Source organism: Oceanobacter sp. 4_MG-2023 (assembly GCF_030689165.1).
GTDB lineage: Bacteria > Pseudomonadota > Gammaproteobacteria > Pseudomonadales > Oceanobacteraceae > Oceanobacter.
The window spans coordinates 70,288-94,113 of the sequence record NZ_JAUYVV010000014.1 but is presented as its reverse complement, the minus strand read 5'-3'; the positions used below and the strand labels follow the sequence as shown (position 1 = coordinate 94,113).

22 protein-coding genes and 1 pseudogene are annotated in these 23,826 nt (G+C 52.5%); 11 read left to right on the top strand and 12 right to left on the bottom strand.

The window, feature by feature from the left end; genetic code table 11:
* Positions 1-432 precede the first annotated feature (432 nt).
* The 4 genes and pseudogenes from Q8W24_RS11385 to Q8W24_RS16940 all read right to left on the bottom strand — a co-directional run.
* Positions 433-969: an AAA family ATPase gene (locus tag Q8W24_RS11385; RefSeq protein WP_305475343.1), complete on the bottom strand. Its 537-nt coding sequence runs from the start codon at positions 967-969 to the stop codon at positions 433-435.
* A 105-nt stretch (positions 970-1,074) separates the two neighbouring features.
* Positions 1,075-2,862 carry an ATP-dependent endonuclease gene (locus tag Q8W24_RS11380; RefSeq protein ID WP_305475342.1) on the bottom strand — a complete coding sequence of 596 codons (1,788 nt, stop codon included), beginning with the start codon at positions 2,860-2,862 and terminating at the stop codon, positions 1,075-1,077.
* 39 nt (positions 2,863-2,901) lie between these two features.
* On the bottom strand, positions 2,902-3,459 hold the full coding sequence (locus tag Q8W24_RS11375; protein ID WP_305475341.1) for a hypothetical protein: 558 nt from the start codon (positions 3,457-3,459) through the stop codon (positions 2,902-2,904).
* 321 nt (positions 3,460-3,780) lie between these two features.
* A pseudogene (locus tag Q8W24_RS16940) lies at positions 3,781-3,885 on the bottom strand (transposase); the annotation flags it as partial.
* 391 nt (positions 3,886-4,276) lie between these two features.
* Between Q8W24_RS16940 and benA the strand changes: the two are divergent.
* The 7 genes from benA (at position 4,277) to Q8W24_RS11340 (ending at position 10,980) form a co-directional block, all read left to right on the top strand.
* The gene (benA, locus tag Q8W24_RS11370) at positions 4,277-5,632 is read left to right on the top strand and encodes a benzoate 1,2-dioxygenase large subunit (RefSeq protein ID WP_303433559.1); all 1,356 of its coding nucleotides are present in this window, start codon (positions 4,277-4,279) and stop codon (positions 5,630-5,632) included.
* Positions 5,633-5,643: 11 nt separating this feature from the next.
* On the top strand, positions 5,644-6,135 hold the full coding sequence (gene benB, locus Q8W24_RS11365) for a benzoate 1,2-dioxygenase small subunit (protein ID WP_303433558.1): 492 nt from the start codon (positions 5,644-5,646) through the stop codon (positions 6,133-6,135).
* 63 nt (positions 6,136-6,198) lie between these two features.
* Entirely contained in the window at positions 6,199-7,209 is a 1,011-nt protein-coding gene (benC, locus tag Q8W24_RS11360) for a benzoate 1,2-dioxygenase electron transfer component BenC (protein ID WP_303433557.1), read from the top strand.
* A 60-nt stretch (positions 7,210-7,269) separates the two neighbouring features.
* A complete protein-coding gene (locus Q8W24_RS11355) occupies positions 7,270-8,055 on the top strand; it encodes a 1,6-dihydroxycyclohexa-2,4-diene-1-carboxylate dehydrogenase (RefSeq protein WP_303433555.1) in 786 nt (261 codons plus the stop codon).
* Positions 8,056-8,209: 154 nt separating this feature from the next.
* Complete coding sequence (locus tag Q8W24_RS11350) at positions 8,210-8,509, top strand: hypothetical protein (protein WP_303433553.1); 300 nt, start codon at positions 8,210-8,212, stop codon at positions 8,507-8,509.
* Positions 8,510-8,624: 115 nt separating this feature from the next.
* Complete coding sequence (locus Q8W24_RS11345; RefSeq protein WP_305414601.1) at positions 8,625-9,188, top strand: CBS domain-containing protein; 564 nt, start codon at positions 8,625-8,627, stop codon at positions 9,186-9,188.
* A gap of 601 nt (positions 9,189-9,789) precedes the next feature.
* A complete protein-coding gene (locus Q8W24_RS11340; RefSeq protein ID WP_303433550.1) occupies positions 9,790-10,980 on the top strand; it encodes a multidrug effflux MFS transporter in 1,191 nt (396 codons plus the stop codon).
* Between the two features lie 76 nt (positions 10,981-11,056).
* On the opposite strand, the gene Q8W24_RS11335 is transcribed toward Q8W24_RS11340, so the two are convergent.
* The 4 genes from Q8W24_RS11335 to Q8W24_RS11320 all read right to left on the bottom strand — a co-directional run bounded on the left by Q8W24_RS11335 (position 11,057) and on the right by Q8W24_RS11320 (position 14,505).
* The gene (locus Q8W24_RS11335) at positions 11,057-11,980 is read right to left on the bottom strand and encodes a carbon-nitrogen hydrolase family protein (protein ID WP_305414603.1); all 924 of its coding nucleotides are present in this window, start codon (positions 11,978-11,980) and stop codon (positions 11,057-11,059) included.
* Positions 11,977-12,582, bottom strand: a complete 606-nt coding sequence (locus Q8W24_RS11330) for a GNAT family N-acetyltransferase (protein WP_305475340.1) — start codon at positions 12,580-12,582, stop codon at positions 11,977-11,979. Before Q8W24_RS11330 ends, Q8W24_RS11335 begins: the two co-directional genes overlap by 4 nt.
* A 189-nt stretch (positions 12,583-12,771) precedes the next feature.
* Positions 12,772-13,242 carry a MarR family winged helix-turn-helix transcriptional regulator gene (locus Q8W24_RS11325; RefSeq protein WP_303433545.1) on the bottom strand — a complete coding sequence of 157 codons (471 nt, stop codon included), beginning with the start codon at positions 13,240-13,242 and terminating at the stop codon, positions 12,772-12,774.
* A 210-nt stretch (positions 13,243-13,452) separates the two neighbouring features.
* Entirely contained in the window at positions 13,453-14,505 is a 1,053-nt protein-coding gene (locus Q8W24_RS11320; protein WP_305475339.1) for a TRAP transporter substrate-binding protein, read from the bottom strand.
* Between the two features lie 285 nt (positions 14,506-14,790).
* On the opposite strand from Q8W24_RS11320, the gene Q8W24_RS11315 reads away from it, so the two are divergent.
* The 4 genes from Q8W24_RS11315 to Q8W24_RS11300 all read left to right on the top strand — a co-directional run bounded on the left by Q8W24_RS11315 (position 14,791) and on the right by Q8W24_RS11300 (position 20,147).
* On the top strand, positions 14,791-15,555 hold the full coding sequence (locus Q8W24_RS11315; protein WP_303433542.1) for a crotonase/enoyl-CoA hydratase family protein: 765 nt from the start codon (positions 14,791-14,793) through the stop codon (positions 15,553-15,555).
* A 63-nt stretch (positions 15,556-15,618) separates the two neighbouring features.
* Positions 15,619-16,398, top strand: coding sequence for a 3-hydroxyacyl-CoA dehydrogenase (locus Q8W24_RS11310; RefSeq protein ID WP_303433540.1), 780 nt, complete (start codon positions 15,619-15,621; stop codon positions 16,396-16,398).
* A gap of 11 nt (positions 16,399-16,409) precedes the next feature.
* Positions 16,410-18,188, top strand: coding sequence for an acyl-CoA dehydrogenase (locus Q8W24_RS11305; RefSeq protein ID WP_305475338.1), 1,779 nt, complete (start codon positions 16,410-16,412; stop codon positions 18,186-18,188).
* A gap of 81 nt (positions 18,189-18,269) precedes the next feature.
* Complete coding sequence (locus Q8W24_RS11300) at positions 18,270-20,147, top strand: feruloyl-CoA synthase (protein WP_305475337.1); 1,878 nt, start codon at positions 18,270-18,272, stop codon at positions 20,145-20,147.
* Positions 20,148-20,414: 267 nt separating this feature from the next.
* Here the strand turns inward: Q8W24_RS11300 and Q8W24_RS16935 are convergent, their stop codons facing one another.
* The 4 genes from Q8W24_RS16935 to Q8W24_RS11285 form a co-directional block, all read right to left on the bottom strand.
* Positions 20,415-21,089, bottom strand: a complete 675-nt coding sequence (locus Q8W24_RS16935; RefSeq protein ID WP_370693326.1) for a TRAP transporter large permease subunit — start codon at positions 21,087-21,089, stop codon at positions 20,415-20,417.
* Positions 21,068-21,799, bottom strand: coding sequence for a TRAP transporter large permease subunit (locus tag Q8W24_RS16930; RefSeq protein ID WP_370693325.1), 732 nt, complete (start codon positions 21,797-21,799; stop codon positions 21,068-21,070). Before Q8W24_RS16930 ends, Q8W24_RS16935 begins: the two co-directional genes overlap by 22 nt.
* On the bottom strand, positions 21,789-22,340 hold the full coding sequence (locus Q8W24_RS11290) for a TRAP transporter small permease subunit (RefSeq protein ID WP_303433533.1): 552 nt from the start codon (positions 22,338-22,340) through the stop codon (positions 21,789-21,791). The genes Q8W24_RS16930 and Q8W24_RS11290 overlap by 11 nt, the downstream gene beginning before the upstream one ends.
* A 118-nt stretch (positions 22,341-22,458) precedes the next feature.
* The gene (locus tag Q8W24_RS11285; RefSeq protein WP_303433530.1) at positions 22,459-23,508 is read right to left on the bottom strand and encodes a TRAP transporter substrate-binding protein; all 1,050 of its coding nucleotides are present in this window, start codon (positions 23,506-23,508) and stop codon (positions 22,459-22,461) included.
* Between the last annotated feature and the right edge of the window lie 318 nt (positions 23,509-23,826).

Sequence of the window (23,826 nt, the reverse complement as noted above, 5' to 3'; positions counted from 1 at the left end):
TTCTGGTCATCAGACACCTCGTTTATGGTGGCGATATTACCACCTACGTTGGTGTCCGGAATCATTGAACCACTACAGTGTCACTCCCTGTAGAGGGTAAACTATAGGGGTGACACAGAATTTTGAACACTACCTTGAACCCCAATGCCCTTGCTGATCCGGGTTGCTGCTCACGGGATTCCTTCCTTCTTGCATAGAACCCGGAAGGTGTCTCCAATTTCAAAAAGGGAAGAACACATGAGCGGAATCATTGAACCACTACATAAGTAATGTCAGCGCCACGCATGGGGAGTCCGACAATTCATTAAAAAAGAGTATTTTACCAAAGCCAGTAGGCATCAGAGATAAAACCAACAGCCTGCTAGAGCACCCTCAATCTCATCTATTCCTTTATTTGTTAGTAGTTTTATACTCGGGAATATAACGCCGCATTCACCGGCTTGTCCGATGCAATGCTTTGTTAGCTGTGGTTTGCGGTACAAATACTACCTCATACTTATCGCATTCAATATCATTTGGCTCTTCCCACATGTCACTAGCTATTTCAAATATTGCATCCGGCACTTCCATTGAAAAAGTATCGCCCTTCTCAATATTTCTGAGTCGCACTCTTTCCCTCCTTTCTTCTCTAGGAGCGTCCAAAACATAAACGAGAATATTATGGCCAGACTCCTCTATGCGTTCATACATGGCATGTCTACTCTTGCACTGAACCAAGCCTAGCTCAAGTATGACATCACATTCTGCTTCCATAATTCGTAGGGCAACATCCCATATTTGTTCAATACAGCGTTCTTTTCGTTCAACATACCACTCGATGGTTCCAGTAGCAGGGCGATCCGGCCTGAATAGTCGAGCCATCCAAGAGTCTAAGTTAATATGTGGGGCTTTGATTTTCTGACTTAAATTTTCAGAAAATGTTGATTTTCCCGCACCAACCGGCCCTTCTATTAAATAAATTCTTGCCAAATACCCTCTCCAAAAATAGAACTCTTTCGATTTACTTTACAGCTAACGCCCGCATTTGCGGCTGGTTTGGAGCGCAGCGAAAACCAGTCCGACAACATGCGCTTGTTAGCTCCCTATCATTGTCTCCAAGCTCGTGATGAGAGCATCAATTGCTCCCCGCTTGTGAGGGCTCAATGCATTTTCAGGATTTCTTTTTACACAGTTTGCAACAGAATACTTCACTCTCGCTTCAATGCCACTGTTCCATTGTTTTCCTTGACTTAGAAAAGCTTGGCGAACCCTGTTACTCCACTTTCGATTACCCCTGAAATCGGGACAATCTAAATTCACCCCATATTCTTCATCAATTTTATCTTTATAAACGGAAAGCTCTAAACAGTCCTCGAACTCTGTATTTGGAGATCCATTGCAGTTAATAAATGTGTTAGATTTTATGTCAATAAGAGCATCGGCTTCCGCACTTTCGTAAGCTGTTCTACCAGCTTCGTCGTTATCAAGTAATGTGTGAAAAACACAAAGTGAGTTTTTTAATAACGTTAATTTGTAAGGAAGATTACCCGCGCCGCCAATAGGCTCAATTATGAGCATATGACCATTGATCATCTGCTTTAGCTTTGGACTTAATACTTTCAATAACGCTGTAAGAGAAATAACGTCATCCTCACCCTCCACAACAAGCACAAAATTTGCGTTAGTGAGGTTATCTGAGGCTTTTATACCCAACAAATCACGAATTTGCTTTATATTTTTTGCCGGAGATGCAGAGCCATTATTAATGATAATATTGGTTTTTATGTCATGTCTGTCAACAAAAAGTGGGTTATGCGTAGATAAAATGACTTGATTTTCCTCTCCTAACGACCTAATAACACTTAGGAGCTGATGAATAGCAGCTGGATGTAAATGCGACTCTGGCTCTTCAATCGCTATTATTGAAGCCCCATCAGTTCTTGCTCGGTCTTTTAGTAAACCTAGTGCAGCAAGGCTTTTTACCCCATCTCCTTTATATGCGAGACTCGTTGGCGTTCCGTCGTCAACTATAATTTCGAAATCACGGCGTAAGGAGCTGCGCCGCGTATCATCAGGAATTTCGATGCTAACTCCATTAATATTAGGTAAGAACTGTTCTAATGGTTCTTTAATCCGAGCACTTAAAGAGTCGAGAATTGGCTGTTGCAAATCCTTAATTGTCCTAAGTGCTTCAAGATAATTTTCATCCTCTTCGAGAACCCTTAGCCTTTGAGATAACATCCTCCCCACAACATCAATAGCTTCTTGATCAGTTCGAACTGCTGGAATGTAGTTAAAAATAATTTTTTTAGCTATAAAATTAGCTATCTGACCTGACTTAGAGTTCAGAGTCTTAGAGCCTTTACCTTTTTTAGAAACCTCTATACTTGGAACGCTGTCTTTTCCGATCTTTATTATAATTGGCAGAGTACCATTTAGGTTTGATTTAATACTTTCCCTGAACTCTCCGATCTCGTCACTATTCAATAAAAATTCGAGTCTAATGATTGTTTGCGTTCCTGATTTTCGCTCTTGTAAGTTAATAGGAAAATCGCGCTCCCAAAAAAATGTTTTTTCATCTCTACGAGAGAAATTCCTAGCCCCAATTCTTCCGTGCCTGTGTTCCAACGCATGACGATGCAATGAGGTCATAGCAACGTCAAGCGCCCTTAGTAAATTTGATTTACCTTCATTGTTACGCCCGATCAAAACGGTCGTATCTGAAACTGATACTTTATGAGCCTTGGTAATACTCCTAAAGTTTGTTACTGAAAAATTGACCAGTTCCATAAAGTAATTTCCCCATTCGATTTCAAGAGCTAACGCCTCTCTAAGAGGCAAAAAATAGTTGGTTAAAATAAGCGACGCAGGAGCAAAAACCAACTGTTTTTTGTCCTTTTGAGCGACTTGTTATAGCGCAGGTTAAATATAAGGCTGGTTGTGACTAAAATAGAGTTTATCAATATTAAACTCTTTTATAAAAAAGTCTGTGCATCCTTGAATTTTATACAGGTGAACAATTTTACAAATTACTCTGGCTGTTAATTTTATAAGATCATCATTATGAATACTATTTGCAGACCTTTCATAAATATAACGACTTTCAATAAATAGCTTTCTATTCTTTTTTAGTATATCTAGCTCAAAGCTTTCAAATAAATATTTTTTAATGTCTGATGGAATACTTTCATAAAGTACGCCTAAATCATGAACATTAGCCTTATCAGGAAGTATTTCTTGCTTAATTAGAGCTGATTTATCAAATTTATATGTCTCATCCAATCGTCCGTTATTTCCAGAGATTGAAGCGTTAAAACTTTTTAATAGAATTTCAAGTGATAAAGCGCACATGACGTTTTGCAACCCCATTCTAGGGTGATTAGAATTGACAGCCATAGAGTAATAATCAAAAGCGCATTCTATCATATATGGTTTAAAATCAATTTTAGAGATATTTGCTGTATTTGGCTCAAAACTCATTAATTGTACCTTACGATGAATGCGCTATAACAGTTTATTAGTGCGCATGCGCGGTTTCTGGGCAAGCCGGTTCCTGGGAAATCACCGTAACTACTTGAATGATAGGAAGTAAAATCCATTTCCAGATCAGTCCATTCTATGAAAGCGAGCATGCGCATTAACTCCTGTGTGCCTTGTGCATTAATCTGTCAACCTGCGCAACAACTTTCCGTGTATCAATGCCTTGACGATAACAACGTCCGGGAAAGCGCGCAAGGCTTCTGAAAAAGCGCGCATTAATTTGGGTAATCTTTCAATTATACTGGATATGCATACATATCAGATCAAGGAGTGATGAATCTGCTCGACCAGCTGCCGTTCGCTGCGAATACTGAAGAGGATTTGCAGCAGCAGGGCTCTCAATAAAGGCTCCGGTGGAATGGATTCCTGCCCATGCTCGGAATAGATCAGGCTGAGTTTCCAGTCGATGTGGGTGAGTGCCTGATCGAACAGGGTTTTGATGGATCGTAAAGGGTGATCGTGTGGAACCCGTTCATCCAGTTTGATGGTGGTTTACCGAAGCCAGTAGGCATCAGGGATAAAATCAACAGCCTGCCAGAGCCCCTTTCCCCCCCTTTCCCCCTTTTTTTACTCCTTCACTCCCTCATCCACCACTTGCCAGCTTCCCTCTGTCTTTAACTGCTCTATTTCCCTGCGCCAGCCACCAGCCATTGGCTTAAATCATCTCTGTGCACAAAACGGATAAACCTTATCCGGCTCTGGATAGTTCGTTTTTCGTCAGGCTTTTAACCTGATCATAAATACGGAGGGTCCATTGATGAACGAGCAACTGATAACAAAAATCCAGGGCATGATGGAAGAAGACAAGGAGCAAGGTCTGTTCCGCTGTCGCCGTGACATGTTTACCGATCCGGAGCTGTTTGAGCTGGAGATGAAGCATATCTTCGAAGGCAACTGGATCTATCTGGCCCACGAGAGCCAGATTGCTGAAAATAACGATTTTTTCACCACTTATATGGGCCGCCAGCCGGTATTTATTGCCCGAAACAAGGAAGGTGAGCTGAACTGTTTTATCAATGCCTGCTCTCACCGGGGCGCGGTGTTGTGCCGTACCAAAAAGGGCAACAAGTCGGTATTGACCTGTCCTTTCCATGGCTGGAGCTTTAATAACTCCGGCAAGCTGCTGAAAGTAAAAGATCCGAAAGAAGCCGGTTACCCGGATTCTTTCAACTGCGATGGTTCCCACGATCTGGCCAAGGTCGCCCGCTTCGAATCCTATCGTGGCTTTCTGTTTGGCTCGCTGCGAGACGACGTCAAACCACTGACCGAACACCTGGGCGAAGCAGCCAAGATTATCGATATGATCGTCGATCAGTCACCGCAAGGTCTGGAAGTGGTCAAGGGTGCCTCCAGCTATATCTATGATGGCAACTGGAAGGTTCAGGCTGAAAACGGTGCCGATGGTTACCATGTCTCGTCCGTGCACTGGAACTATGTAGCCACCACCGCCCGCCGCAAAAACGGCATGTCGGATGATGACGTCAAAGCCATGGATGCGTCGACCTGGAACAAGCAGAAAGGCGGCTTCTACGCCTTTGAACAAGGCCATATCCTGCTGTGGATGCAATGGCCGAATCCGCAAGACCGCCCACTGTATGAACGCCGCGACGAGCTGGTTTCTCAATATGGTGAAGCCAAGGCCGACTGGATGATCGGCAACCTGCGTAACCTGTGTTTGTACCCGAACGTGTTCCTGATGGATCAGTTCAGTTCGCAGATTCGTCATTTCCGGCCGATCTCGGTCGACAAGACCGAAGTCACCATCTATTGCATCGCCCCCAAAGGCGAGAGCGCCGACGCCCGTACCCACCGCATTCGCCAGTATGAAGATTTCTTCAACGCATCAGGCATGGCAACGCCGGATGACCTGGAAGAATTCCGCGCCTGTCAGGAAGGCTTCAAGGCCGGTGGCCTGCCCTGGAACGATATGTGCCGGGGTGCCACTCACTGGATTGACGGCCCGGACGACGCCGCCAAGGCCATCGACCTCAAACCAGTGATGAGTGGTGCCAAATCGGAAGATGAAGGCCTGTATACCATTCAGCACCGTTACTGGGTGGATTACCTGTCTGCCTGTGTCGATAAAACCGGTTCTGATAAAGCCAACGGCTAAGGAGCAAGACCATGAGCTTTGATTACCAACAGATTCTGAATTTTCTCTACTCCGAAGCCCGGGCGCTGGATGACAAACAGTGGGACCAGTGGCTGGAACACTACGACCCGGAAGCCGAGTTCTGGATTCCCAGCTGGGATGACGATGGCGAGCTGGTGACCGATCCCCAGGCCCACGTCTCGCTGATGTATTACCGCCGTCGCGATGGCCTCGAAGACCGGGTGTTCCGTATCAAGACCGAACGCTCCAGCGCCTCCAGTTTGCCGGAGCCGCGCACCAGCCATAACACCAGCAATGTTGAAATTGTTGCCGACCATGGTGACCGCTGCGAGATCCGCTACAACTGGTGCACCCACAGCATGCGTTACCACACCGTGGATTCTTATTTCGGCAACGCCTTTGTCACGCTGATCAAGACCGAAGCTGGCCTGAAGATCCTGCAGAAAACCGTTGTGATCAAGAATGACTACATTCATCACGTCGTCGACATCTATCACGTGTAAGACGCTGGCCGGTGCGCTGCCACATAACAACAAAAGCCCTCAACAAAGGCTGGAGATACCGCTATGCCCAAAGTAGCCCTCAATTTTGAAGACGGAGTTACCCGTTTTATCGACGCCATGGCGGGCGAAACCGTGGCCGATGCCGCCTACCGCTCGCAAATCAATATTCCGATGGATTGCCGAGACGGTGCCTGCGGTACCTGCAAATGCCAATGGGAATCCGGCCAGTTCGAGATGGACGATTACATAGACGACGCCCTGTCCGAGCAGGAAGCAGAAGCAGGCAAGGTGCTTACCTGTTGCATGGTGGCAGAAACGGATTGCGTGATTAACGTCCCGGCGCTGTCATCCCTGTGTGTACAGACCCAGATGGCGGATATTCATGCCGAGGTGGTCGAACTTGACCGGCTGTCACCTTCTACCCTCAGCTTTACCCTGGCCAGTGATCAGGTTCGTGCCCTGCATTTTTTGCCGGGGCAATACGTCAATCTGCAAGTACCTGGCACCGATCAGAGCCGGGCCTATTCGTTCAGCTCGCTGGTGCAGGCAGACAGCGGCGCAGTGTCGTTTCTGGTGCGGGTGGTACCGGACGGCTTGATGAGCCACTGGCTGACCCACGACGCCAAGCCGGGCGATAGCATGACCTTGCGCGGCCCGTTCGGCAGCTTCTACCTGCGGGATGTCAAACGTCCGCTGTTGATGCTGGCGGGCGGTACCGGTCTGGCGCCGTTTCTGGCGATGCTGGAAAAACTCGAACGCGATGGCTGCCCGCAACCCGTACATCTGATTTACGGCGTTACCAACGACAGCGATCTGGTTGAACTGGACACTCTGGAAGGCTTGGCAGCCCGCATCGACAACTTCAGTTTTACCGCCTGTGCCGCCAACCCGGAGGCAGAGTACCCGGTAAAAGGGTTTGTAACCCATCATATGAACGACGCCGTATTACACCACGGCGACCTCGATATTTACCTCTGCGGGCCACCACCCATGGTCGACGCCGTCAACGGTTTTATCACCGACAAAGGCATCCAGCCGGTGAATTTCTATTACGAGAAATTTGCTTCCAGTTGATCCGCGCCCGTTTGTGGCGGTGTGTCTGGCACATCGCCCCGCTTCAGGAGAACACCTTTTATGCGTCCCTCTCGTTTTGAAAATAAAGTTGTTATTGTCACCGGTGCCGCTCAGGGTATTGGCCGGACGGTGGCGGAATCCCTGGCGGCGGAAGGCGCAATACTGGCGCTGATCGATCTGTCGCCTATCGTCGAAGAAGTGGTTGCAGCCTGTCTTGCCGCAGGCTCACCCAACACCATTCACCGGCTCGCCAATCTGGAGCAGTTCAAAAGTGCCAACGACGCCATTCGTTCGGTCATTGCGGAGCTGGGCCGGGTCGATGTGCTGGTGAATAACGTTGGTGGCACCATCTGGGCCAAACCCTATGAAGCCTACAAGCCGACCCAGATTGAAAAAGAAATCCGCCGCTCGTTATTCCCGACCTTGTGGGGCTGTCATGCGGTGCTCGATACCATGCAGGCGCAACGCAGCGGCACTATTGTGAATGTGTCGTCCATTGCCACCCGAAGCCGTAATCGCGTGCCGTATGCGGCTGCCAAGGGCGGCGTCAATGCCATCACGGCCTGCCTGGCATTCGAGAACGCCGAATACGGCATCCGCGTCAACGCCACCGCACCGGGCGGTACTGATGCAGCCCCACGCCGAATTCCCCGCAACACCAACAAGCAAAGCAAACAGGAAGCCATCTGGTATCAGCAGATTGTCGACCAGACCGTCGACTCAACCCTGATGAAACGTTATTCCACCTTGCAGGAGCAAGCCGATGCGATTCTGTTTCTGGCGTCGGATGAGTCGTCTTACCTGACCGGTTCGGTGATTCCGGTTGGTGGTGGTGATTTGGGCTAGGCCGGTGGCCAGCTTGTGCCCGCCAGGGCCGTGACGGTGCGGTGGATACACGCGGAGAGGTTGTCCTGTTTTAATGCGTCTCGTACTGAACCTGATGCCAGTTATCTGTCTATACTGGAGCAGTACACCATCACGTATTCAACAGGGGGAGCACATGATCAATCGTCGCATAATGCTGCGCCTCTGTGTCTGTATTGCTCTGCTCGGTACGTTAGGGGCACTCAATCTGCTGGATACCCGGGGCGAGCACAACGTCCTCTGGAGTAACCAGCTCACCTTCAGCGATCTGCCAGCCCTGCTGGATCATGATAACGATCGCCACTATTTCAGCGTCGCTTCCCCTTTTCAACTGCTCACTCTGGTCCTGACCGCCGTCTTGTTCTTTGCCCCGCTCTCGGGTTATCGGACACGTCAGCGCGATAGCCTCCGGGCGCGTGGCCCTCCTTCATTCTGATTCCCAGGCTCCCGTACGGAGTGGCCTGGACAACGCCTGACGTTTTTGTACCCAACAATCAGAATTTGGCCTGACTGGGACGCCGCTGTGCGCCACAGGCCGTGGAGTATTTCTTATGAGCAAATTGACCCTGCATTCCGTCCAGAGTATTGATGATCTGGCCTTCCCGGAAAAACCGGTGTGTATCTCCATGAATAGCCCTGCCAAGACGGTTTTTACCGATTTTATCGACCATGAGCCCATGGTGGTTGATGCCTCGATGACTGCCCTTGAAGCCCGCAACATGATGATCAAAACCCATGTACGCCTGAAGCTGGTGGTGGATGAACACAATCAGTTTCTGGGCGTTATTGGAGCAGAGCATCTATCCGATCAGTACGTTCTGTTGCAAGCGGCCAATACCGGCTTGCGCAGCCTGAAAGAAGTGCTGGTGGCGGAGCTGATGGTACGCAAAAAAGATCTGGTGGCGCTGGATTATGCCGAGCTGGATAAGTCGACGATTGGGAATGTGGTGAATTTCCTGCAAGACAATCACCAGCAACATTGTTTGGTGATTGATCAAGACAATCACACTATTCGTGGGTTGTTTTCCGCCAGTGATATCTCTCGCAAGCTGCGGCTGCCGATTGATATTCATGAGCAGTCCAGCTTTGCCCGGGTATTTTCAGCGGTATCGTGATATTACGCCCCAGGGATGGGGCTGATCGGATCGCCAGCGTTCTCTCTGTTACTGAATCCCCTTCTCTTCTCCTATACTCCGGCTTCTATACTCCGGCTTCTATACTCCGGCTGCTTGCACTGGCTACTTGCACTGGCGCACCGGCTGATTACTATGCCAGCCATATCGAGACCCCATATCGAGACCACTAGCCACCAGCCACTAGCCACCAGCCATCAGGGCCATTAACGCCAATTCTCCCTGGCTAAACAGGCTTGTTGAACAGAATGGTTATTGTTGTCGATTACGGATCAATTCATACCGGGAACATCTATTGATAGCATTAAGCTTCATACTGTATGGTCGCGTCTCTGTTTCTCCAGCCGGTTGATAACAACCATCGGTGGGAACAGCGTGTTTTCGCCAGCTACTTGATCCGGCACCCTTCTTCCTGAATCCAGCCTGCGTTTTTTATGCTGCACGAGCGGTCGGTGACGAGGTCGCCCTATAACACCGGCCATCGTCCGGATGTCGAGCAGCTCTCGGCGTTCTATCTGAATTTATTGCCAACGCTCGTGGTTATCCAACCGGCGTGGTACGTTTTTTGTCTTTCCGGAGAATTATGTCTGCTATGACGGCTCGCCTGACCCCTGGCTTCTTGTTAATGCTTTCAGCGTTAACAGCGCTGGCGCCTTTGGGCACTGATATCTATTTATCCGCAGTACCGGTGATCGCCAGTGAGTTCAGTAAATCACTGCACGAGGTTGAACTGTCGGTCAGTGTTTTTCTGATGGGTTTCAGCCTTGGGCAACTGCTGGGTGGGCCGTTGTCGGATCGTTATGGTCGTCGCACCATGGTGATTACCGGGCTGGCCATTTTTGCTGTCGGTGCCGGCGGTATCCTGCTGTCGCAATCGCTGGATGAAATGTTGGTCTTCCGGGCCGTGCAGGCCCTCGGCGGTGGACTCGCCGTCGTCAACAGCACCGCGATTATTCGCGACCTTGCCAGTGGCCGTGAAGGTGCTTCGGCCATGATCCGGGTTATTCAGGTCATGATGGTTGCGCCGCTGATTGCGCCGCTGCTGGGGATGTTTATTCTGAAACTGCTGGGCTGGCATGCCATTTTCGGCTTTTTGCTGGTGTATGCCCTGTTGTTGATTGCGCTGTTTTATTACCGCTTGCCGGAAACCCGCAAAGTCCGTACCGGAGGTAATCCGCTGCGTAACTACTGGCAGGTGCTGGGTGATCCGCGGGTCTGGGGGTTTATCGCCTCAACCTGTGGCGCATACGCTGGCATGCTGTCGTTTGTCACCTCATCCCCGGGTATTTTTATGGGCTATTTTGGTTTGACTGAAACCGTTTATCCCCTCGTATTTGGCTGTGTGGTGTTCACCATGCTGTCGATGAGCAAGGTCAATCTGCACTTGTTGAAACGGCTTGATCCACCGGTGCTGATTGGTATCGGACAGAAAATCCAGATCACCATGGCGCTGCTGATGATCGGCTATGTGTTCCTGTTCGACCAACTGTCGGTCTGGCTGTTAACCTTGATGCTGATGCTGTATGTCGGCAGTCATGGCTTTGTGGTCGCCAATGCAACCTCGTCCATCACCGAATTTTTCCCTCACCTGGCCGGTACCGCCACAGCGCTGGTGGGTGCCATGGGTTTTGCCAGTGGAGGGATTGCCGGGTCGGTGGTCAGCAGCTTCTCGGACGGCTCACCCAAGGCGATGATTTGCATGATGCTGGCGGCGGCGTTGTTCGGCTTTACCGTGCGTACCCTGGCGTCACCCAAAACATCGGTTGCCGGATAATCACCGCATCTAGCCCCAGACGAGACCCTGAAGCGGACTACGCACCAGGGTCGCAGCCGTTATCTGTCTTGCCGGCTTATTCCGTTGGCTTATCGGCAAGAGGCGGAGTTACAAACGGGTATTGCCCATCCCAGTCGCGATAGTTGAACACCTGGCCCGCCTTGCGCACATGGGCCAGTTCAGCCAGATCCAGGTCGGCATAACACCAGCCCGGCTGGTTGGTGGGTAAGCGGGTGATGATGCCGTCATCCGGAAAACCATAATCCACCGGTGAGTAAATACCGGCAGCACCGTAGTTCACATCAATTGCCGGAGACCAGGCCGCCTCACCCACCGTGGGGGACTGCAACACAAAGCACTGGTTTTCCAACGCCCGTGCCCGACAGCTCAACTGTACCCGGTGGTACCCTGCCAGTGTATCGGTGCAGGAAGGCACCAGAATCAGATCGGCCCCCTGGGCCACTTGCTGATGGGCAAACAGCGGGAATTCACTGTCGTAACAGATATTGATCGCCAGTCGGCCAAAGGGTGTATCAAAAACACGCAACTCATCCCCTGCCGAGATGCCCCATTGCTCGCGTTCAAAACGGGTCATTTGCAGCTTGTCCTGCCAGTGCACTTCACCCGAGGGGTAACACAGATAACAGCGGTTAACGTATTGTTCCCAGCCCGCCACCGTTGCCAACCCGACCGGGAAGGTGCCAGCAGCGATCACCACTTGGTGTTGCTTTGCCAGCCGCACAAATTCGGCCACAAATGGTACTCGTAGCCCTTGCAGCTCGATCAGTTGCTGCTTCAGTGACTGGTACACCGCCGGAGGAAACAGCGAGGTCAGTTCCAGCGATACATATTCTGGCAGCAGCAGTACTTTCGCACCGTCCTCGGCGGCTTCTGCCACCAAAGCCGATATTTTTTTTTGCCAGTCGGCAAAACTGGCCAGAAAGCCAACCTCGTAGGCGGCGGTTGCAACGCGCAAGGTAGTCGCAGTGTTTGTAGTCACAGTGATTTCATCCAGAACATCATGGGGTGGGCACTGGCGGCATCCTGATCAATATCCTGCCAGTCGTAATGCGTTATCAGATCCGGGCATGGCCGGTAGCCAAAGTGCTGCCAGACCTTATCCAGCGGCCGATAGTCGGCCGGTTTCAGCGGGTGCTGCGGTGGTCGTACCACGGCGCAAAAACACAGGGCATCAAAGCAGCCCTGACTCCGTGCGTGCTTTTCCCGTCCGGCAAAAAATCCGCGATAGATTCCTTGTCCACGGTAAGCGGGTAACAACACCGATTCAGCACAATAAAACAGCCGGGAGGTATTCATTCCGGCCCGTTCAAACGGCTGTCGGAAGGCAGCGTCTTCATAACCCATGGGGATGCCGGTTGAAGCACCAATAACCTGTTGACCCGGCGGCAAACAATCATCAATGGCCAGGATCGCCATTGCCGCACCAGAACCGGTATAGGTCTGCAGATACTGCCGCTCGTATGCAGCAGAACCTTGGTACAGATAGGGATATTCCCGAAATACTTGTATGCGTAATCGTGCCAGATCGTCAATCCAGGCTTGCAGCTCAACGCCGCTGACGTACAACAGGGAAACGGACATGCCACCCTCTTCGTCTGTTTTGTGAGTCTGTTCAGTATCGATAACGAGAGCGCTACCCGGCTTTACAGCCATCGCCCTTCGCGGTGATGTCCAGACTGACAAAGCCGTTGGTGCATATCAATTAAAAGGTCTTTTTCATCCGCGTGCCATGACGCAAGTCCGTTCCTTTCCGCAACGATGGGATGAACATCAGGTATTGTCGTGAGAGTCCGGCTGACACAGACGGGCGAGCATATCGATCAGCAGGTCTTTTTCACCGGCTTCCAGTCGCGCTTCCAGCGCACGTTCCTGTTCTTTCACCCGGTTTTCAATGGTCTGATAAAAACGTTCGCCGTGTTCGGTCAGATAAAGTGCATAGGAACGGCGATCATTCAGGGATGGACGGCGCTCGACCAGATCCATTTTTTCCAGTTTGTCGACCGCTGCTACCATGGCCGAACGATCATTACCCAATGCCTGGGCAATGGCAGTCTGGGTGCGGCCAGGATTACGCGTTACCAGCACCAGTACCCCAAACAGGCCGGGGCTGATACCCAGATCGGTGCAGGCTTCCGCAAAGCGGTTAAAAAAAACCAGCTGGGTGCGACGCAGGCGATAGCCAATCAGATCGTGCAAAATACCAAAATCGAGAGAATCAGAAGATGAGCCAGAAGTTGCCATAAGATGCCTGGTGTCGGAACAGCCCAAAGGCTGCGGAGTAAAAAATAATCACAGCCGTCAGTATAGCAAACAACAATTGTTCTCCGGGCAATTGTTGTTTGTTAAACCGTTCTCAAACCACACATCATTTACCCGAAACTGACGGCTGCCCCTATCCCTACCCTAAAGAGTGTGGATAGCCGAGCCGCCGGTCACAGTACCGGCAAACACTCAGGAACCGGTTTGCTGCAGGTACTTGGTAATCAGCGCGTTGGCTTTGTTGTACAGGGCCTGGCCATTCAGGCCGTCGTCCGTCATATCGTTAATCCAGGCATCCGTCACCGGTTGCATCTGTTTTTTCCAGTGGGCGGCTTCCGATGCCGGCAAGGTATAGAAATGATTTCCCCCTGCAGCCGTAATGTCATACCCGGCCTGTTCGGACTGGTCAAACAAGCTGCCGATATGGCGAGACAGCTCTATTCCTGCGTTATTATCGATGACTTTTTTCAGCTCGGCAGGCAGTTTGGCATAGGTTTTTTTGTTCATACTGAACACAAAAAACTGGGTATACAGGCCACGATCACCACTGACCAGCGTATGGTTATTGGTCAATTGGTTGATTTTCATCGGGACAACCACTTCGAACGGCAAGGCGGCCACATCAAGAATACCTTTCGACAGGGCACTCGACATTTGTGTCACTGGCATAAAGACCGGTGCCGCGCCCATGATATCGAACGCTTCCGCCATGGCTTTGTTCGGCGCACGTAGTTTCAAGCCTTTGACGTCCGCCGAGGTTTTCAGCAGCTCGCCCCGGGAATGCAAGGAGCCGGGGGCATGGGTGTGCAGCGCCAGTACGTGTACATCACTCAGCTCGTCCTGCATTTCTTCTTCGCCATATTCTTGCAACGCCATACTGGTGGCTTCGGCACTGGCTGCCATAAAGGGCAATTCAAACACACTGGCTTTCGGGAAACGGCCCGGTGTATAGCCTCCCACCGTCCAGGAAATATCCACCACCCCTTTACGGACCTGATCGAGTAGCTGCGGCGGTTTACCACCCAGTTGCATCGCCGGGAAGACGTCGATCTTGATACGTCCTCCAGATTCTTTCATCACCTTGTCGGCCCATGGTTGCAGAATTTTTTTATGAGCCATCGCCATGGGTGGCAGAAAATGATGCAGCTTGAAGGTGTATTCCGGTTCTGCCGCCTGGGCATGGAAAGCTGTCGTCAGACTGCCCAGCGTCACACCCAGTGCAACCAGCAGGTTTTTGATTTTCATGATTCATACCTTTTTATTTTTATTGGTTCGTTCAAGGCTGGCCGACACAGGCCTGTCACCTTGCGTCAATGAGTTTGTCCCGACAAATTGTTTATGTCAACAACAGTTGATTTCATACCCATTAATGACCAAGCGTGTTTTTCGCCTCTCTGACATCACCTGTTGATATGACGAAGTTATGGGTTGCAAACTGTTGTACGTATAAACTATATTTAAAAACAACAAATATCCGAATGACTGGTTTCAGCGGATAACTAACAACAATAACGCCGGAGAGGCCCGCTCATGAGTAACTATCAACACCTGACGTTCCGTGTCGACAACCATATTGGCCATCTGACCCTGAACCGCCCAAACAAAAAGAACGCCATCAACGATGCCCTGTGCCTGGAGATCGAACAGGTCTTTATCAATATGCCCAAGGACGTCAGCGTCGTACTGTTCTCAGGCAACGGCCCGGAGTTCTGCTCCGGCCTCGACCTGTCGGAACATACCGCCCGAGAACCATTTGAAGTGGTTGTGCATTCGCGCATGTGGCACCGCGTCTTCAGCCATATCAGCAACAGCGGTATTCCGATTGTGGCGGCGCTGCATGGTGCCGTGATTGGTGGTGGTCTGGAGTTGGCGATTTGTGCCCACGTCCGGGTCTCCGACGAGACAACTTTCTACCGCTTGCCCGAAGGCCGCCACGGTATTTTTGTTGGTGGTGGCGCTTCTGTCCGGGTGGCTCAGACCATTGGCCATGGCCGCATGACCGAGATGATGCTGACGGGTCGCACACTCTCAGCCAGCGACGGGGAACGTCTGGGGCTGGCTCATTATGTTGTGCCGCAGGGCAGCGCCCTGGCAAAAGCCCAGGAATTGGCCGCCACCATCGCCAGTAATTCCCGTCTTTCCAACTGGGCAATGGCTTCCGGTCTGGCTCGTATCAACAATATGGCCAGCGACGACGGCCTGTTTACCGAATCGTTGCTGACCGGCATGACCCAGACCAGTGGCGAGGTCAAAGAACGGATCGACGCCTTTCTTAATCGCAAAAAATCATCCTGACACCCGTTCGATTGTTTATGAACCCGAGTCGTTGCATCCAATTTTGTGAAGAAGGAGTGATCCATGAATCTTGCCAATAAACATTGTCTGGTCACCGGTGCCGGTTCTGGCCTCGGAGAAGCCGTTGCCCGCCGTCTGCTGAGCCAGGGCGCTCGCGTGACATTGGTCGACATCAATGCCGAAACCGGTAATCGACTGGCCACCCGGCTGGCGGCGGACTTCCCGGGCAGCAGCCTGTTTTGTCACTGCGATATTACTGCAGAAGACGCCGTAGCCAGCGCCATTCATCAAGGTATTGAACGCTTCGGCAGCCTCTTCGGACTGGTTAACTGCGCTGGTATTCCGGGGGCTGAGCGTGTTATCGGCCGCGAAGGGCCTCACCGGCTGTCCTCTTTCCAGAGAGCATTGAATATTAACCTGCTCGGCACCTTCAATATGATTCGCCTGTGTGCCGACCAGATGCAACACAACGAACAGGAAGCCACCGGTGAACGTGGCGTCATTATCAATACCGCGTCTGTCGCCGCTTTTGATGGCCAGATTGGCCAGGCCGGTTATGCCGCATCCAAGGCCGGAGTGGTCGCCATGACGCTACCGATTGCCCGGGAACTGGCCCGCTTCGGTATTCGGGTAATGACCATTGCCCCGGGATTGTTCAAAACCCCCATGATGGCGGTACTACCCGACGAAGTGCAGCAATCCCTCGGCGCTGCAGTCCCTTTTCCAGCACGACTGGGGGAGCCGGACGAGTTTGCCCAACTGGTGCAGCAGATTTTTGAAAACTGCATGCTGAATGGCGAAACCATCCGTCTGGATGGCGCGATCCGCATGGCGGCAAAATAGGGAGAGTGGCAATGAGTGAATATCTGGCACCCTTAAAAGACATGCAGTTTACCCTCGAACTGGTACGCCAGCACACAGGTCTGGACCAGATCGAGGTACTGGCTGAGATGACCCCTGATTTCGCCAATACAATTCTGGCCGAAGCCGCCAAATTTGCCACTGGGGTACTGTCACCCCTCAATCAGGTGGGCGACCAGCAAGGCTGCCGCTTCGACAATGGCACCGTCATCACCCCACCGGGCTGGCAACAAGCTTACCAACAGTTCTGCGATAACGGCTGGATGGGGCTGGCCATGACAGAAGCCGCGGGAGGGCAGGCACTGCCCCGGTTTATCGCCCAGCCAGTAAACGAGATGTGGCTATCGGCCAATCTGGCTTTTGTGATGTTCCACGCCCTCAACCAGGGTGGCAGCGATATCCTGCGGCACTTTGGCAGCGCCACACAACAACAGCGTTATCTCGAACCCCTCGCCAGTGGCCAGTGGACCATCGCCATGGCGCTGACCGAACCGGGTGCTGGTTCCGACCTGGCTGCGACCACCACCAAAGCCACACCGCTGGCGAATGGCGACTATCGCATCAAGGGGCAGAAGATTTTTATCACCTATGGTGAGCACGACATGGCTGCCAATATCATCCATCTGGTGCTGGCCCGTACCCCGGATGCACCGGCAGGCAGTCGCGGTATTTCCCTGTTTGCGGTACCGAAATACCGCATCGAAGCTGATGGCTCACTGGGTGCACACAATGATGTGGTCTGTAGCGGCATTGAACACAAGATGGGTCTGCACGGCAGCCCCACCTGTTCGATAAGTTATGGCGACCACGACGACTGTATTGGCGAGCTGATCGGCGCTGAAAACCAAGGCCTGATGGCCATGTTTGTACTGATGAACGAAGCCCGTCTCAGCACCGGCATGCAAGGGGTCGGGTTTGGTGAACTCAGTTACCAGCACGCCCTGCGTTACGCCCAGGAGCGCAGTCAGGGCAGTCACTACCAGAACGGCACCCGGGTCACCATCAACCAGCACCCGGATGTGCAGCGTATGCTGCTGACAATGCGCAGCCAGACCATGGGTCTGCGAGCACTGGGGTATCTGCTGGCAGCCTGGATTGATCTGGCTGAACACAGCAGCGATGAGCAGCAACGCCAGCAACTGCGGGGGCAAATTGCCCTGCTGACGCCGGTCTTCAAAGCCTTTGGCACCGAACAGGGCAACCAGATGAGCTACACCTGTTTGCAGGTATTTGGTGGCATGGGTTTTGTTGAAGAAACCGGTATTGCCCAGTTTATGCGCGACGCCCGCATCATCACCATTTACGAAGGCACCACCGGCATTCAGGCACGCGACCTGCTATTCCGCAAAATACTGGCCGATAAGGGAACCGCCTTGCGGTGCCTGCTACGGCATATCCACCAGGATGCCGATCGACTGGCGACGCCATTGGCTGAATTACAGAGCAACCTGATTCATTCCGTCGCGGCGATGCAGAACCAGCTAGAAGCCCTGCTCGACAGCGCCAACAAGACAAGTGAGCAGACTCGCTTACATGCCGGGTCTGTGCCTTTGCTCGACGCACTGGGAATACTCTGCGTTGGCTGGCAGCTGGCTTTACTGGCCGATCAGGCCTGTATACGCGGCGACAGTGATGCCGACTATCATCGCAACCTGATCGCCCAGGCCCGCTTCTATTTTGCCCATGAGATGCCCCGTATCCAGGCGCTCTTAGCCACAGTAGCTGATGCCGATAACGGCCTGAAAGATTTCGACTTTAACGCCGCCGGATAAACCCGGCAGCCAGCATGACCAACCAATAACAACTCACACTCGATGCAAATAATCATAAAAAGTGCATCATGGAGCCTCAACATGCTTGCCGATTTTCATCCTGTCCATGTCGTGACCCATCGGGTCGATGTTGAACACCGCGAAGATGGCAGTCGCATTATCCGTTCGGTCGGAGAGCTGTGCGACTATCCGGAACGAATTACCGACCGCCTGGACTACTGGGCAACACAGACCCCGGAGCGGCCGTTTGTCAGCCAGCGCCCCCAGGCCGGTACCGACCACCAGCACTGGCAAACCCTTAACTATGCCGACACCCGCCGCCGCGTACGGGCCATCGCCCAATGGTTACTGGATCTGCGCATCGACGGCGAACCCCTGAGTCAGGAGCGGCCGATTGTGATTCTGTCGGGCAACAGCAGCGAACACCTGCTGCTGGCACTGGCTGCCATGTACGTCGGTATTCCCTATGCTCCTGTTTCTACGGCCTACTCCACCATTTCTACCGATTTTGGCAAGCTGCGCCATATCGTCGAAACCCTGACCCCGGGACTGGTATTTGCCGACAACCTCGGACCATACCGTGATGCCATTGATGCCGTATTACCCGGTTTGCCCGTAGTCGCGGTTGTATCTGCCCACGGCAACGACGGTCTGGAAGGAGTACTGACCCCATTTGATACCCTGATCAACACCACAGTGACCGATGCCGTCGATCAGGCCAACCGGGCCGTCAGTGCCAGCAGTATCGCCAAATTTCTTTTTACCTCCGGCTCCACTGGTATGCCCAAAGGGGTGATCAACACCCATAAAATGCTCTGCGCCAACCAGGCCATGCTCGCCAGTGTACTGGCCTTTGTACAACAGCAACCGCCGGTGGTGGTCGACTGGCTGCCCTGGAACCACACCTTTGGCGGCAACCACAACGTCGGCCTGGTGCTGTTCAACGGTGGTTCACTGTATATCGACCAGGGCAAACCTGTCCCCAAAGCCATGCCAGTCACGCTCGACAATCTGCGCGATATTTCGCCGACGGTGTATTTTAACGTGCCCAAAGGCTTTGAATTACTGGCCCAGGGGCTGAAAGACAACCCCGATGTCGCCGCCAACTTTTACCGCCACCTGAACGTCATGTACTTCGCCGGTGCCGGTCTGGCCCAGCATGTATGGGATGCACTGGATGAACTGGCGATTCAGCATACGGGTAGAAAAGTCCCGATGCTGACGGGCCTTGGCTCCACCGAGACAGGCCCAGCGGCGCTGTTCGCTTCAATAGAAGAGTGCGCTTCCGGTGTGGTTGGAGTACCCGCGCCGGGTACCGACATCAAACTGGTGCCCAATGGCGGCAAGCTTGAAGCACGTATTCGTGGCCTCAGTATTACTCCGGGCTACTGGCGCGATGCGGAGAAAACCGCCACCGCTTACGATGAAGAAGGCTTTTACTGTCTCGGTGATGCCCTCAAGTTTATTGATGAACAACAGCCCGATCGGGGATTTTACTTCGATGGTCGAGTGTCGGAAGACTTCAAACTGGATACCGGCACCTGGGTCAGCGTCGGCAGTCTGCGACCGTTTGTAATCCACCATTGCGCGCCCTACGTGCAAGACCTGGTGATTGCGGGCCGCGACCGGGGCTATATTTCGATACTGGTCTTCCCCGACCTGTCGCAACTGCATCAGCTAACGGAACTGCCCGCCGACGCCAGCGCCAGCGAGCTGGTATCACACCCCCGCACCCGCGAGGTCTTCGGACGCCTGCTCACTGAAATGGCTGCCTCGTCAACCGGCAGCTCCAACCGGGTTCAGCGCTTGGTCATTGAAGCCCGGCCACCACAGCTGGATGCCCATGAAATTACCGACAAAGGCTCCATCAATCAAAATGCGGTATTAACCAATCGTGCCGATACCGTTGCCGAGCTGTACGCGGCAGAGCCTGCCGCCCATATCATCTGTCTGTCCTGACTCGGTTAGCTCCCATAACCCGTGCCGCCAGCAAATTACACCTGCGGCACGGCCATTGCGGCTGCGCCCAAAATTTGCCTGGCTGCTGAGCCAGGAGCCAGGCTGATACAGAGATACAGAGATACAGAGATATATGGAGAATGGAGAATAAATAGAGAGGGAGAAGCAAGAGAAGCGGATGAGAAGCAAGAGAAGCAAGAGAAGCGGAAGAAAAAAGGTAGCCTGCTATCAGATATTCACCTGACAGCAAGGCTACCCGATCAGGGGTTACGGCCCGTAGATATAAGCAGGGAACCAGTTAACCAGTCCAGGGAAAGCAATCAGCAGCGCCAGGGCTGTCAGTTGCAGCAAGATAAACGGAATAACACCTTTATAGATGGTTGTCAGGCTGACTTCGGGCGGGCACACACCCTTTAAATAAAACAGCGAGAAACCCACCGGCGGTGTCAGGAATGATGTCTGCAAGGTCAATGCAACCAGCATGACAAACCACACCAGTGTCGGGTCATCCATCACGCCATAGCCATTAATCGCGATATCCAGCGCACTGATCACCGGCGCAACCAGCGGCAGAATAATCAGCGTGATTTCGATCCAGTCGAGAATAAAGCCCAGCAAGAAAACAATACCGAGAATAAACAGGATGATGCCGTATGGGCCAAATGGCAGAGAGGTCAGCAGCGACTCGATGTATTCATCACCGCCCAGCTCCCGCAGCACCAGCGCAAACATGGTGGCACCGATAAATATCGCAAAAATATAACCACTGACGTTCAGCGTATCGTGCAGACATTCCCGAATCACCTTAATGCTCAGGCGTTTGTTTTGCCAGGCCAGTCCCATGGCAGCAGCAGCACCCACGGCAGAAGCTTCGGTGGGCGTCGCGATGCCCGCAAAAATACTGCCGAGTACCGCCAGAATCATGGCCAGCGTTGGGGCCACGGCCTTGCATCGATCCAGACCTTGGCAGTCACTGGCTGGATATTGTCATCCAGCGGCATCGATTCCGGTTTGAACAGGCCCCAGCCCAGAATATAGACAATGTACAGCACGCCCAGCAGCAGACCGGGCATGACGGCCCCCATAAACAGGTCGCCAACCGATAACGCCAGCTGGTCGGCCATAATCACCAGCATGATGCTGGGCGGAATCAGGATACCCAGCGTTCCAGCACTGGCGATGGTGCCCACGGTGACGGTTTTCTCATAACCCTGACCCAGCATGGCCGGTAAGGACATAACTCCGAGCAGCACCACGGAAGCACCAACAATACCAGTGGAAGCGGCCAGAATAATCCCGATCAGCACCACGGTAATGGCCAGTCCGCCCCGCACCCGACCAAACAGCGCCTGGAAGGATTTCATCAGGTTTTCGGCCACGCCGGATTTGTCGAGCAGGTTGCCCATCAGAATAAACATCGGCAACGCGACCAGAATCCAGTTATCCATGATTTTGTAGGTGCGGTCGACCACCAGCCCGACCGAGGTAAAGTCGATGCCGATAATGGTATCGAGGTACATATCCGACAGATAAGCCAGCAACGCAAACACGGTGCCGACACCCGCCAGCACCCAGGCCACCGGAAAGCCGGTAAACAGCAGCAGGATAAAACTGGCGAACATGGCGATGATCAGGATTTCATTAATTTCCATGGCACTGACCTCCACTCCGCTGGCGCTGCAACAGCACCACTTCGCGACCGATACGATTGAGCGTCGCGATAATCATTAATCCCATGGTGACGGGAATCAGGGTTTTGATCAGCCAGCGCCAGGGCAATCCGGCAGGGGCAATCGAGCGTTCATTAATACGCCAGGACTGATAGACAAAATCCAGCCCGTGATAAAACACCAGCATCAGGAACGGTAATAACAGCAACGTCAGCCCGAGAATTTCGACCACATGTTTGGTGGTCGGGCTGAAATGACTGTGCAGTACGTCGACCCGGACGTGACTGTTGTTGGCCTGGGCATACAGCACACCGGCAAAGACACCAATGGCGTATAGATGCCATTGCAGCTCTTCCAGCGCAATCATGCCTGCGCTGAAGCCACGCCGTAACATCACCTGGGTGAGAATCACCACCATCAGGAGGGCGAAAATCCAGGCAATGGCCTGACTGAGCCGGATCAGTAGCCGGTCGATCCTATCGGCAAAAGGCACCGGAGGCGGAGTATCTGGGTGCTGGTTCATGGGAGTTCCTGAGGAGTGTTCGGATGGATAAAACCTTGCGGCCAAAAGCAAAACAGAGTGTCTGACAGACACCCTGCCGCTCGCAGCGGCAAGGTGCCTGTAACCAAATCAGACCAGATCAGTCACGCGGCAAAAAGGCGCGGCTGGACCACAGTTGATAGTTGGTACGGAAGGTTTGCAGGTCGTCGTAAACCGCTGCGAAGGTTGGGTCCTTGCGCTGCTCGGCGGCCACTTCATCCCAGGCACCCTTGAAAGCATCCAGCATTTCTTTGGGCCATTCGTGTACCGTGACGCCCCGTTCTTCCATATTGGCGCGAATCGCTTCGAACTGGATAAATTCAGACTCAGCAACCGAGTTGGTAACGGAAGCCTTACAAGTGGTAGAGACAACGGCGCGTTGCTGGTCGGACATGCTTTTCCAGGTGTCGCCATTGATCAGCAGCTCAAAGAAAGTGGCTTGCTGGTGCCAGCCAGGAAAATAGTTGTGCTTGGCAACCTTGTAGAAACCGAGTTTCTGATCAATCGCCGGTTGTGAAAATTCAGTCGCGTCGATAGCGCCTTTTTCCAGCGCACCAAAGATCTCACCGCCAGGAATCAACGAGGTCGACACGCCCAGCTTGGCCAGCACTTCACCACCCAGACCATAGAAACGCATGTTCAGACCCTTGAGGTCTTCGAGCGAGTTAACAGGCTTCTTGAACCAGCCGGACGTTTCCGGGCTGATCAGCGAGCAAGGCTCGACATGGACGTTATAACCGGCATCGTCGTACATTTTCTGATACAGCTTGAGGCCGTTGCCGTAATACATCCAGGCCGCAAATTCCGGCGCTTCCGGGCCAAAGGGAATGGTTGAGAAAATGGCCGCCGCAGGCATCTTGCCGGCCCAATAACCGGCAATGGAGTAACCGGAATTGACCTTGCCCGCAGACACAGCGTCGAGGATCTGCAGCGGTGCAACCAGTTTGCCCGGCTCATACAGTTTCATTTTGACTTCGCCACCGGAGACCAGTGGTAACTGGTCGGCAACCCAGGCAATCGGGGTGCCCAGTGCTGGCAGGTTCGAACCAAAGGCAATCGGGGTTTTCAGCAAGATGGGTTTGGCTTGTACGGCGGTGCAGCAGAGCGCCAGCGCGGAGGTAGCCACCAGAGTCGAAAGAGTGCGTTTCATAGCCTGATCCTGATTATTATTTTTCAGTGACTGGAGCTGCCATCGGTTGGAGTAATGGCTCGCCAGAGTGTCTGAAAAACTATAGGGAGGCGACCTGGGGCATCCTACCCTTCTTTGGTAGGGGAATTAGCCATCACCTACCAAAGTAGGTTGAGCGCGGCCAGCAACCTGTATACAAGGTGATAAGCGTCAGAAAGAGTGACTCGGATTCACGTTTTCAGGAAAACAATAACAATGACCTCTGTACCGGCAAAACGCCTGTGGCAACCAGCGTGTGGACGTGTGTTTGAATCTGTCTGTGGCCTGTGCCTGTGTGTG